Here is a 12,469-nt window from a genome sequence, read left to right on the forward strand (position 1 = left end):
CGTCGTGTAGCCGGGTCGACGGGCCCGCGCCGCACCAGGGGTGACTTGATGTCAGGGGTTGTTGCAAGCGCGTGTCCGGGGGGCTTCCGACAACAACGAGTACCTGATGAAGATTGGAAAAACTGAAAAATGAAACTGCGCAATTTCACCGCTGCGGCGCTGCCGGTGGTCGTGGGTGTTGCCGTGGGGGCCGGCACCGTCCACGCGTCCCCCGGCGCACCCGAAGTGCGCTACGAGACGACCCTGGTAGGCAACACCGTCCAGACCACCCTGCACGGCGGCTTCTTCGAGGTGTCGAGTGACGAACAGACCGTCGACGTGAAGTCGGCCGACGGCAATACGCTCGTCACGCTGCCGCTGTCGGTCCGCCAGGACGGGTTGGAATACCCGCTGCCGCATGCGGTGCGGTCGGAGGGCCAGGTATTGGAGCTGACCGCCGTAAAGAACGTGGCCGCGGCCCGGCCCGCTCCGGTGCAACCCGTGGCCTCGCTCATGGAGAATCAGCTCGCCATGCAGTCCTTCGGATCCCAGTTCGGCATCGCCACGGCGGTCGGCGGATTCATCGGCACGGCGCTGGGGGCGCTGGTCGGTTTGGCGCTCGGCTTAGCCGTTCTGCCCTTGGAGCCGGCGACGATTCTCACCGGCGCCGCCATCGGTGGCATCATCGGCACTCTGGTGGTCGGCGGACCGACCTTGATCGTCGCGGGCATAGATCTCATCGGCACCCTGTCCGCGCCGCCGGGCACGACCAAGTGGATGGAAGTTCTCGGCCGCTGACCCAGCGCCGCAGCCGCCCCGCGCGCCCGAGCCCGCGGGGCGGCCCACGCCACACCGAAACCCGGTGTCAGCGAACCACACACCCCACCGGCGGCGGCACTCCCGCGAAACGGTCGGAGAGATAGTTCATACCGCCCAACGCCTCGCCGATGGCCGCGCCGTTGTGGGTCGGGAACGGTGAGTGCACGGCGGTGAGATTCGCGCCCCGGGCACAGTAGTTCTCGACGAGCCTGGTGAATCCGGCCACGGGAATCAGATCGTCGGTGATGCCGTGGTACAGGTACAGCGGCGTGTCGGGAACGGTCGCGCCGAGTTCGTGGGCCGCCGCGGCGGCCCGGAAAACCGGGTGCGCCAGCACATTCGGGACGACGGCGAAATCGTCCACCCGAGCCCCGGCGTACTTGGGGACCAGGTCGGATCCGCACGCGGTCGCATTCTCGGCCAGTAGCGCGCGGCCGCGGTCGTTGAGCAGCTCGAGCAGCCCGGAGTCGGGATCGTTGCGCGCCAAGGCCATCAGAATCAGCAGCGCCAGACCCGCCTGCACGCCCCCGTCGACCCGCTGCGCGATCGCCGGGATATCCGTCGGGACACCGCCCGAGCTGATGCCCGCGAACCGCACGTCCGGCGCGTACCGCGCACGCAGTTCCGCCGCCCACAAGGTCGCGAACGCGCCGCCCGAGTATCCCCAGGCGCCGACCGGACTCGCACCGACCGCGGCGGGCGGGAACGAGCGCGCCGCCCGAATCCCGTCCAGCACGGCGCGTCCGGCGGTCGGGCCGTCGAAGAAGCGCGACTGCGGTCCCTCGTAGTCGCCGACCACCACCGCCCAGCCGCGGCGCAGCGTCTCGGTCAAAAACGGCAGGTCCAGCATGGTGTTCACCACGCCCGGATCACGGCCGCCGCGCAGGGCGTACGACGGCGCGCACCGGGTGCCCAGACTGTCCTCGGCCACCTGGTACGACAGCAGCGGCCGCGGGCCCGGATACGGCAGCGGCGAGACGATCACCGTCGCCACGTCGAGCAGCGGGCGGTCCGCGGAGTCGGTGGTCCGATAGCGAATCTGCCAGGCGGACACCGGTATCGGCAGATCGAGCAGCGAGATCGGCCGCGCTCCCAGCACCGCGCCGTTCGGCTGCTCCGCGAGATCGCCCGGCGCGGCATAGAACGGATCGTCGTCCGGAAACGGAATATCCGCTCGCGCAACGGGTGCCGAGAGCACTGCCAGCAACACCGTCACCGCGAGGACAGCCACTGTGAAGCCTGTCCGATACGCCGATCCCTTGTGCCCCGAACCCATCGCACCTCCCACCTCGCCGCACACCGACGCGCGGGCACCCCGGTCACGGGTCCGCACCGAACACTTCACATCATCGGGCCACTCACCGTAACCCGACAGAAACACGCAGGTCAACGGCCATTACAAAGTCGAAGCAGAAGGGAGACCCGCCATCCGCGCCCCGAGCGGGGCGTGGCCAGGTCATGTCTCGAAGTGGCGGATGCTCGGTCTATTCGATTCACACCCCCGGTGCGGCCGTTGCGGAACTCGCAGGAACCAGACAGCCGGATTGTCCGTCCAAGAAGTTGTCGGAGTCCGTTTGCGGGAAGTCCGCAGACTACGTCGGGGTACCAGATGGTGGTGCGGAAACATGAGTAACCAGGTTGAGTGGGTCATGCCGAACGGAACCGGACATGCCTGATCCGCTCGCGGTGGACCTCGAATCGGTGCATACCAAGGCACTTCGGCTACAGGAAATCCACGATCAGCTACACCTAGCCTGTGCGCAGCTACGCGAAAATCTCGCGGAGACAGGGACACCGTGGGGTGCGGACGACGTCGGCGAGATTTTCGAAGACTGGTACCGGCCCGCCGCGGACACAACCCTGACCGTCATCGACAATTTGAGCAACGCGGTTGGGTCGACGGCACACCAACTCGGCCGGGCAGCCACCGAGTACGAGGGAGCCGACCTCGACTCGGGCGGTCATATTGCGTCCGATCCGGCCGGATATTTGCCTCCGGTGCAAGCGGAATCGACCGGGCTTCCGCAACCGCCGAAGCAAGACCAGCAAGTCGATATCCCCACGAATACACTTCCAGCGCAACCGGTTTCAGCATTACCTTCGGCTGCTTATCCGTCCGTACCGACGCGGGTCGGCGCCGGGAATCGCGGCGAGACTCCCTGGTCGGCAGCATCAGCCCCCCGGAAGGAAGTAGATGGTGGGCGGTTTGCCGGTCACACAGATCCACCAGAGTGGTCAGGTTCCCCGCTCGGCACACCGGCGGCGGATAGCCCGTCCGTCGGTAAGCCGACAACGGGGGCCGTTGGACCGTCCAAAGGATCTGTGAATCCAACCGCGAGTTCTAAACCACCTTGGGCTGCAACGAAATCCAGAGCGGACGGCACGTCGCAGGCGCAGTCGGCACGCCCCGCACGTGCTGAGGAGTTGCCGAACGCAGGCAACGGACCGCGTGTTCCGGCACCGATTCGCCGCAACACCACTCCTGCGGATCGTCCGCCGAGGGCCGACCACGAGGGTTCCCGTCGGGCTCGGCCCCGAAGACCTGTGGACCCAGCAGACGGTGGCCTGAAGTCCGGGCCGTGCCCTGCCACCGCGGCTTCCACGACGTTGTTGTTGAGAGGAGAGTTCATGTATCGCGATAACGCTCACCGGATGCGCAAGCTGTTCGAGCAGGTGCTCGACAGCTACGACCTGCAGCAAGCCGCACTGGACGATGCACTGAAGGAGCTATCGACTGCGAGTACGGAGATGACCTCCACCGATGGCCGGGTAACGGCCACGGTCAACGCGGCCGGAGTGACGACGGCAATAGAGTTGGCCGACAACGCTTTTCGTGGTGCCACACCAGATGAGCTCAGCCGTTCCATTCTCGAGGCGGTGCACAGCGCCGTGCACACCGCCAAGCAGCGGACTGATCAGATCATCGCCCCGCTCACGTCCGCGGAACTAACGCCGGATCTGGACGATGTGTTACCGGATGCCGCTGAGATCCGGGAACTCCGTGAGTCGATCGTGGACCGTTTCGACAGGGCACTGCGACTGCCGGAACCCGACGATCGGCCCAATACGAAGTGATACCTGTGCAAGTCGTGCTGGTTCCGCTCGCAGTCCGGTGAGCACGGGCGCATGTTCACGTTCTCGCCGGTGGCGCGGGTACTCGCGACCATCCCCGACCCGCTGCAAATCGTATTGGTCGGCGGGATAATTCCCGAGGCGGATGTGGCCGGCATGTATCGGTTACACGACCATTTCAAGACGGCGGCGACCGAGATCGGGCGATCGGTCGCGGATCTCGATGTGGTGCGTTCGCAGTTGGAGGAAGCATATTCCGGTATCGGAGGGGATGAAGCCGGAAACTGGCTGAGCGAATTGGGCAAGAGTTCAGCCGAGCTACAGCGCATGCTGGTACAGACGGCCGACGACATCAACGATCAAGCGCTCGACATCGACGTGACGCAAGCCGTGATGACGATTTTCGCGGCGTTTGCGGCATGGCAGATCAAGTTGGCACTGGCTGGGGCACTGGCGGGCGGCCCCGCCGTCGCCGCCTTGGTGAGTACGGCCGCGCAGAAGACATTGTTGGCGATGGCGCAGGAGCTCATGCAGCGATTGCTGGCGGGCGGTGCGAAAGCGGCGCTTCGACGGGCCGCGCTGGTGTCGATGCAGACCGGAGGCTTGCTGGCGGGAATTGATGTCGCCTACAAGGGCCAACAGTTTTTGCAAGGGCACCGGGAAGTGTGGGACTGGTCGGATATCGGGTCCACAGCGGCCCGGAACTTTACCTCGGGCTCGGTCATGGGTCTCGCGGGCGCTATGGGACATGAGGGTGGGCGAGTGCTGCTGCCCCGGATCACCGGCCGCACGGCGACGAGCCTTTTCGACAAGTCGATGATCGGGTTGACGGGTGGGCTGACCGGGGCACTTGCTGGAGGCCTGCTGACCGATGTCAACAGCGCGACCCTGGTGAACGGCGGGGTCATGGGCCTACTCGGCGGCGCTGTCTGGAGACGCAGCCTGCCTGGACAGGTCGAGACCGTCCCGCAAGCCACACACGTCACTACGGAATCGGCACTCGGACCTCTCGCCCCATCCGCTACGCCTCCGCGTGGCGCCATAGCTGACGCAAATCGTATGGGGGCACCGGACACTGTAGCGTCGCCGGGCTCCAATGCACCGTCGAAGGACATCGACCTCGAGACGTCGATGGATCGTGTCGATGCCCCACACGCTCTGCCCGCCAGCCGTCGTACAACTGTACCGGCGGTGGTGTCGGTCGACTGGCTCCGCTCCGAGCCGGCAACGACGCCGCTGTCGGAAAGGCTTGGTGGCGACACAGTGCGGGTGCTCGACCGCTATCCCGGATCCTCGGCCAAGTTACGCGAACTCGACGCGGCATTGAATCCACCGTGGCGGGGGATGGATCCCGCGAAGATCGACGCCACGCTCCCCCGTGCGCTGGACGACGCGATGCAGACGATTACCAGAGAGGTGCCGCCCGAACATTTCGACGCGATCGTGGATGCTCTCCAACTCGATCCGCGAGCCCGGAGCGAAATGCTCAGCGCCCTGCGAGCGCATGCGGACCCGGGCACTACGACGCCCGCATTCGCACCGCACTGGCGCAATGCCGAAATGCCTGACACCCGAGTCGAATACCGACTCGATCTCCGCACTTTGATGGATCTGCAAGCCGGCAACCGAGACGGGTTATCAGCGGTTACGCTGTTGGACCAGGCACTGCACGGGACGCCGGAGTCGCTGCCCGGACGCATCGCCGCGCATGCGGAGGGTGAACTCGGCAGAGCTGTCACCGATTTCGCTCGAGCCATCCCACCCGAACACTTCGCCACCGTGGTGAATTCTCTCGGTATGAGACCGACCGCCCAGGCGCCGATGCTCGATTCACTGCATCGCGTGGTCGACCGGCCGGACAGCGGGCAGCAGGCAGCCTTGCGGGCCGCCGGCGACGAGGTGGTTCGGAGGGTTGGTGCCGATTCGCCCGCGCTGCGGGGTGTCGACGTGCGTAGCAACAGCTTCAGAGAGGAAGCGGCGGTGCAACTTTCGCGCTTCGGCCCACACGATCCACGCCTGGTCTACCGCCCCGACCACGTAGAACTCTACCGACCCGGCCTGCCGAGCCTTCGAGGTTCTCTCGACGGCCCATTGGTGGAGGAATTGGCGGCCGCAAATCAGAACGACACCGGTGCGTCGGCGCGGATACCTGGCGATCCGGTGGTATCCCATAGGCTTCCGACTGAAGACTGGGGGGAATTCCGAGTGAGCGTCTTCGAATCATTGCGACCCGGCGAGGGGCCTGTCGTGGCGGCGATACTCGGGACTCCCGAACAGTTGCATGCCCGCCCTCCGCTCGTCCGCTTGCATTCCCGTTGCCTGTACGGCGACGTAATGCATTCCACCAAGTGCGATTGTCTTCGGCAACTACATGGCGCTTTCGATCAGATGCGTGACGAAGGAGCAGGCGTGGTGCTTTATTTCGACGAGGGTAGGTATGGAAACGGTCACGAAGGGCGCGGTGTCGGCATCTATCACAAAGCCGAGGCATACCGGGAGGAAGACCGAGGACTCAATACGGTGGAGGCATTCGATCGCCTTCAGTTCCCACATGATCAACGCCAATACAGCCACGGCGCCTACGTCCTGCGCCATCTCGGCCTGGAGAACGTCCGCCTGATGACGAACAACCCTCGGAAGATCGCAGCGCTGGAGGAATACGGGATCGCATTGGCCGAGCGAGTCCCGCAGAAGTATTTCGGCGACAATCGGGATGACTACCTCGACGTCAAGCGACGTTTCTTCGACCACATGTTCGACCCGAACGATTTCCCATCCTGACGTGCGGTGAGGAGAAACGGTGAAGCCCGCCCGCACCGACTTCTGGACACGATTTAGGCTCGGCCGGTGACGATCTCGGCGCGCGAACTACTCGGCGAACTGCTGGATCCGGATTCGTTCGTCGGCTGGGATCGGCCGCCGATCGAGGTCGACGCCGAGGACCGCTACCGCGCCGACCTGCGCGCCGCGGCCGAGCGGTCCGGCACCGACGAGTCGGTGCTGACCGGGGCCGGACGGCTGCGGGGCCGGCCGGTCGCCGTGATCGCCTGTGAATTCGGTTTTCTCGCCGGGTCGATCGGAGTCGCGGCGGCCGAGCGGATCGTGACCGCCGTCGAGCGAGCCACCGCACTCGGGCTGCCGCTGGTGGCCTCGCCCACCTCCGGCGGCACCCGGATGCAGGAGGGCACCGTGGCCTTCGTGCAGATGGTGAAGATCGCGGGCGCGGTCGCGGCGCACAAGGCGGCCGGGCACCCGTACCTGGTGTACCTGCGCGATCCGACCATGGGCGGGGTGTTCGCCTCATGGGGTTCGCTGGGGCACATGACCTTCGCCGAGCCGGGCGCCCTGATCGGCTTCCTCGGTCCCCGGGTATACGAGGCCCTCTACGGCCGCCCGTTCCCACCGGGCGTGCAGACCGCCGAGAACCTGTACCGCAACGGGGTGATCGACGGCGTGGTCCCGGTGCGCGTCTTCCGCCGGATCGCGCACCGCGTGCTCAATGTGACCGGCGGTGCGGCGCCGGCCGACACCGTCGACAGCGCGAAACCGGCTGCCCGCGAAGTCTTCTCAAGGAGTTCCGGGCCGAACACACCCGTGACGCCAGTGCGCGCGGAGACCATCGAATCGGCGGAACAGCCTGCCCGCGAACGACATTCGGATGTCGAGGCGGCCTGGCGCTCGGTGGCGCGCTCGCGGCGACCGGACCGGCCCGGCATCCGAGAGTTGTTGCGGCACGCCACGGACCGGGTACCGCTCAGCGGGACGGGGCAGGGCGAATCGGATCGGACCGTGGTGCACGCGCTGGCGCGATTGCGGGGGCGGTCATGTGTCGTCTTCGGGCACGACCGGACCGGGCAGACCGGCGAGAACACCATGGGACCGGCCGCGCTGCGGGAGGCCCGGCGCAGCATGCATCTGGCGGCGGAGCTGCGATTGCCGCTGGTACTGGTGATCGACACGGCCGGAGCGGCGCTGTCCCGCGAGGCCGAGGAGCGTGGCCTGGCGCCCGAGATCGCGCGCTGCCTCGCGGACCTCGTCACGCTGGCGACACCGACGATCTCGGTGCTGCTCGGGCAGGGCAGCGGCGGCGGCGCGCTGGCGCTGCTCCCGGCCGATCGCGTACTCGCCGCCCGCCACTCCTGGCTGGCGCCACTGCCGCCGGAGGGCGCCAGCGCCATCGTGCACCGCGATACCGGCCATGCCGCGGAACTCGCTGCCGCCCAACGTATCCGGGCCACGGATCTACTGGCCGACGGCATCGTCGATCGCATCGTCCCGGAGCACTCCGACGCCGCCGACGAACCCGTCGACTTCGCCCGCCGCATGGTCACCGCTCTCGCCGACGAACTGGCCGTGCTGTGCGCGCGGCCACCGGACGAACTCGCTGCCGCCCGGCACCTCCGCTACCGGCGGCTCGGCCTGCCCCGACGCTGAACCGGAACTCGTCCCCCGCGGAACACGCTCCGGGCGTTCGTTGACGGGCTGGTAAACCGCTTCTACGGTCGGAAAGGTGACCTTTCGCAGCGAGACCAGCGCAGTCCCGTCGATAATCCTCAACGACGGCAACGTGATCCCGAAGCTCGGTTTCGGTGTGTTCCAGGTACCCGAAACCGAGGCCTTCCGCACGGTGACCGCGGCCCTCGGGGCCGGTTACCGCAGCATCGATACGGCCGCCGCGTACGGCAACGAAACCGAGGTGGGGCAGGCGATCCGGGACTCCGGACTGCCGCGTGACGAGGTCTTCGTCACCACCAAGCTGTGGAATTCCGATCAGGGCTACGACTCGACGCTGAGCGCCTTCGACGCGAGCATGCAGCGGCTGGGTCTGGACTACCTGGACCTGTACCTGATCCACTGGCCGGTCGCGCGGGCCGACCGCTACATCGACACCTTCCGGGCGTTCCAGGCGCTGAAATCGCAGGGCCGGATCGGCTCCATCGGGGTGTCCAATTTCAACCGCGACCATCTGGAGCGGGTGATCGCGGAAACCGGCGAGACCCCGGCGGTGAACCAGATCGAGCTGCACCCCAGCCTGGCACAGGCGGACCTGCGCGCGTTCCACGCCGAGCACGGCATCGCCACCGAGGCGTGGAGCCCACTCGGGCAGGGCGCCGAGCTGAAGGACCCGACGGTCACCGAGATCGCGCGGGAGATCGACCGCACTCCCGCGCAGGTGATCATCCGCTGGCATCTGCAACTGGGCAATGTCGTCATCCCGAAGTCGGTGACGCCCGCCCGCATCCAGGAGAACTTCGACGTGTTCTCCTTCGAGCTGACCACCGACCAGATGACGAAGATCACCGCCCTGGACACCGGCACCCGCGTCGGACCCGACCCGGCGGAGTTCGCGGTCGGTCTGGAGGACTGACCCGGACCACCCCGCCGAGTGCCGCTCGCGAGTTCGAGAGCGGTACCTACGACGACTACCGGTGCCGCAGCCCGAGATGGTCGGCAAGCTCGACCGCGGCGGCCTGCCCCGCTCGATTGGCCCCGATGGTGCTCGCCGAGGGACCGTAACCGAGCAGGTGGATCCGCGGATCCGCGGCGACCTGGGTAGCGAGGCGCCCGGTCATGGTGATGCCGCCGCCCGGGCCGCGCAATCGCAGCGGCGCGAGGTGGTCGAGCGCGCTGCGAAAACCCGTGGCCCACAGGATCACCTGGGCAGGTTGGAAGGCGCCGTCGGCCCAGCGCACCCCGTCCGCCTCGATGCGCCGGAACATCGGGTGCCAGCGCAACGCGCCGCGCGCCCGCGCGGCACGGACGCGCTCGTCCACCGGCAACCCGGTCACCGACACCACCGACCGCGGCGGCAGCCCGCGCCGCACCCTTTCTTCGACCATCGCCACGGCCGCGCGGCCCGCGTCGGGCGTGAACGGTCCCTCCCGCCACCGCGGTTCGGTGCGCGACACCCACGTCGTGGTCGTCACCTGCGAGATCTCGTCGAGCAGCTGCACCGCCGACACCCCCGCCCCGACCACCACCACATGTTTGCCCGCGAACTCGTCGGCCGTGCGGTAGTCGTGCGCGTGCAGCTGCCGTCCCGCGAATGTCTCCGCGCCGGGATAGTAGGGAATGAACGGCTTCTCCCACGTCCCCGTCGCATTGATCAGCCCGCGCACCCGCAGTTCCCCGGCCGATCCGGACGCGGGCTCCGCACCACTGTCACCGCCGGACGCGGCCGTCGAACTACCGCCCTCCGTCTCGGCATGCAGCAAGCCGTCGACCTTCTGGTCGGGGCAGGTGGCCGGGGTGGCGCGATCGCAGACCACGCGCACCGAGATCGGGCGGTGCACGCGGAGGTCGTAGCGCTGCTCGTACAGCGCGAAGTAGTGCGGTACCGCGGTCGCCGCCCGAGCGTTCGCCGAACCCTCCGGCAACGTCTCGGCGAACGACATGCCGGGCAGGTCGTGCACCCGGTTCACGGTGCTCAGCGTCAGCGACGGCCAGCGGAACTGCCAGGCCCCACCCGGTCCCGGTGCGTGATCGACGAGGAGAAAGTCCCGTTCGGGGCGCAATCCCAACCGCCGCAGGTGATATCCGGCGGACAAACCCGCCTGTCCGGCGCCGATCACCAGGATCTCGAAATCGGGTGCGGTCACCGGCGTCACGCTACGCGGGGTGCGTCGAGAGCGGTCAAGCAACCTTTCGCCGCATAGAGTGAAAGTATTCGATACCGCATGGACGGGGAGGTCAGATTGCTCGGAGTCAGCCGCGATGGTGACGTGGTCACCATCGAATTGCAGCGCCCGGAGCGCCGCAATGCCCTCAACCTGGAGTTGGTCGGGCTGCTACGGGAAGCCGTCACGACCGCTGCGGCCGACGCCCGCGTCATCGTGCTGACCGGCCAGGGCCCGATCTTCAGCGCGGGCGCGGACCTGTCCGGCGTGTACTCCCAGGAGTTCCTCGACGCCCTGATGGAGATGCTGCGCACGCTCGAGACGATCCCGGTGCCGGTGATCTCGGCGATCAACGGCGGCGCGCTCGGCGCGGGCGTCCAGCTGTCGCTGGCCTCGGACTTACGGGTGATGAGCCCCGAGTCCTACATCGCCATCCCGGCCGCGAAACTCGGCATCTCCGTGGACCGCTGGACGATCCGCCGCCTGGTGGCGCTGCTCGGCGGCGGCCCGGCCCGCACCGTACTGCTGGGCGCCGAGCCCGTAACCGCCACCGACGCTTATGCTTTCGGCTTCGCCAACCGCATCGGCACCCTCGCCGACGCGCAGGCGTGGGCGAAATCGATCGCCGAGCTGGCGCCGCTGTCGTTACGCCATCTCAAGCTGGTGTTCAACGACGACGGCACCCGCGGCGAGGACAGTCCCGAGCAGCGGGCCGCACTGGAGGCCGCCTGGCGCAGCGACGACGCCAAGGAGGCCAAGCTGGCCCGCGAGCAGAAGCGTTCGGCGAAGTTCGCGGGGCGCTGATGAATTCGTCAGTGGGTTCCGCTGTGCGCCGCGCGGCCGTGGGTGTCGCCGGTGCGGTCGGATTGACCTGGGCGCTGCGGGCGGCGCGCGGCCTGCCGGAGTCGATGGGAGCCTCCGCCGCGGCCATCGCGCTGACCGCGTCGCGCTCGGCGAGCTACCGCAACCGCCAGTTCCACAACACCGAGCCGAGCAATCAGTTCGCGCCGGGTTCGTCGCTGTCGCTGCTGTTCTCCGCGCTGACCCGCACCGGCGTGGGCCGTCCCCCGGGCACCATACCGCTCGCCACCCCGGAGGTTCCGGCGCAGGCGGGCGATCTCGCGGTCACCTGGTACGGGCATGCCTCGGCCTTGATCGAGGTCGACGGGTACCGGATCCTCACCGATCCGGTGTGGAGCGAACGGGTTTCGCCGTCGCCGACCATCGGCCCGGCCCGCCTGCACCCCACGCCCGTCCCGCTGGACCAGCTGCCGCCGCTGGACGCGATCGTCATCTCGCACGATCACTACGACCACCTGGACCGCGACACCGTGCGCGCCCTGGCCGCCGGCCAGCAGGCCCCGTTCATCGTCCCGATCGGCATCGGCGCGCATCTGCGCAAATGGCGGGTGCCCGAGCAGCGCATCATCGAATTGGATTGGGGCGCTTCAGTTTCCCTGTCCGAGCTGGACCGCGCCCGGGACAACGGCGACCTGGTGATCACCTGCGCCGAGGCGCGGCACTTCTCCGGCCGGGGGCTGGTCCGCAACACCACGCTGTGGGCCTCGTGGGTGATCGCGGGTCCGGCGCGCCGGGTTTATTTCGGCGGCGACACCGGGTACACCAAGGCGTTCGCGGAGATCGGCGCGACACTGGGCCCGTTCGATCTGACCCTGCTGCCGATCGGCGCGTACGACGTGCACTGGCCGGATGTCCACATGAACCCGGAGGAGGCGGTGCGTGCCCACGCCGACGTCTGCGTCGGCGACGCGGGCCGCGGACTGCTGATCCCGATTCACTGGGCGACGTTCAACCTGGCCTTCCACGGCTGGTCGGAGCCGGTACAGCGAGTGGTCGCGGCGGCCCGGGCCGCCGGCACCCCGATCGCGGTGCCGCTGCCCGGCCAGCGTATTGATGCGAATGCGGTATCACCGCAGGTCTCGTGGTGGGAAGATGTGCGCAAGTGATCCAGCCGAAGACCG

At 67.8% G+C, this 12,469-nt stretch carries 9 protein-coding genes; 7 read left to right on the plus strand and 2 right to left on the minus strand.

Annotated elements, in window-relative coordinates:
- Positions 1-129: 129 nt before the first annotated feature.
- Positions 130-777 (plus strand): ammonium transporter, encoded by a 648-nt coding sequence (locus ACFMRZ_RS18860; protein ID WP_400180183.1) that lies wholly within the window; start codon positions 130-132, stop codon positions 775-777.
- 67 nt (positions 778-844) lie between these two features.
- Here the strand turns inward: ACFMRZ_RS18860 and ACFMRZ_RS18865 are convergent, their stop codons facing one another.
- Entirely contained in the window at positions 845-2,029 is a 1,185-nt protein-coding gene (locus ACFMRZ_RS18865) for a lipase family protein (protein WP_400180184.1), read from the minus strand.
- Between the two features lie 1,397 nt (positions 2,030-3,426).
- On the opposite strand from ACFMRZ_RS18865, the gene ACFMRZ_RS18870 reads away from it, so the two are divergent.
- The 4 genes from ACFMRZ_RS18870 (at position 3,427) to ACFMRZ_RS18885 (ending at position 9,238) form a co-directional block, all read left to right on the plus strand.
- Positions 3,427-3,873 carry a YbaB/EbfC family nucleoid-associated protein gene (locus ACFMRZ_RS18870; RefSeq protein ID WP_400180185.1) on the plus strand — a complete coding sequence of 149 codons (447 nt, stop codon included), beginning with the start codon at positions 3,427-3,429 and terminating at the stop codon, positions 3,871-3,873.
- Between the two features lie 51 nt (positions 3,874-3,924).
- The gene (gene ribA / locus ACFMRZ_RS18875) at positions 3,925-6,651 is read left to right on the plus strand and encodes a GTP cyclohydrolase II RibA (RefSeq protein ID WP_400180186.1); all 2,727 of its coding nucleotides are present in this window, start codon (positions 3,925-3,927) and stop codon (positions 6,649-6,651) included.
- A gap of 66 nt (positions 6,652-6,717) precedes the next feature.
- A complete protein-coding gene (locus tag ACFMRZ_RS18880) occupies positions 6,718-8,304 on the plus strand; it encodes a carboxyl transferase domain-containing protein (protein WP_400180187.1) in 1,587 nt (528 codons plus the stop codon).
- A 76-nt stretch (positions 8,305-8,380) separates the two neighbouring features.
- Entirely contained in the window at positions 8,381-9,238 is an 858-nt protein-coding gene (locus ACFMRZ_RS18885; protein WP_400180188.1) for an aldo/keto reductase, read from the plus strand.
- Between the two features lie 55 nt (positions 9,239-9,293).
- On the opposite strand, the gene ACFMRZ_RS18890 is transcribed toward ACFMRZ_RS18885, so the two are convergent.
- On the minus strand, positions 9,294-10,478 hold the full coding sequence (locus tag ACFMRZ_RS18890; protein ID WP_400180189.1) for an NAD(P)-binding domain-containing protein: 1,185 nt from the start codon (positions 10,476-10,478) through the stop codon (positions 9,294-9,296).
- An 87-nt stretch (positions 10,479-10,565) separates the two neighbouring features.
- Between ACFMRZ_RS18890 and ACFMRZ_RS18895 the strand changes: the two genes are divergently transcribed.
- Both ACFMRZ_RS18895 and ACFMRZ_RS18900 read left to right on the plus strand, forming a co-directional pair.
- Complete coding sequence (locus ACFMRZ_RS18895) at positions 10,566-11,291, plus strand: enoyl-CoA hydratase (protein WP_280273355.1); 726 nt, start codon at positions 10,566-10,568, stop codon at positions 11,289-11,291.
- The gene (locus tag ACFMRZ_RS18900; protein WP_400180190.1) at positions 11,291-12,454 is read left to right on the plus strand and encodes an MBL fold metallo-hydrolase; all 1,164 of its coding nucleotides are present in this window, start codon (positions 11,291-11,293) and stop codon (positions 12,452-12,454) included. Before ACFMRZ_RS18895 ends, ACFMRZ_RS18900 begins: the two co-directional genes overlap by 1 nt.
- Positions 12,455-12,469: the final 15 nt, after the last annotated feature.

This window comes from Nocardia sp. N2S4-5 (genome assembly GCF_044628355.1).
In the GTDB taxonomy this organism is placed as follows: Bacteria; Actinomycetota; Actinomycetes; order Mycobacteriales; family Mycobacteriaceae; genus Nocardia; species Nocardia wallacei_B.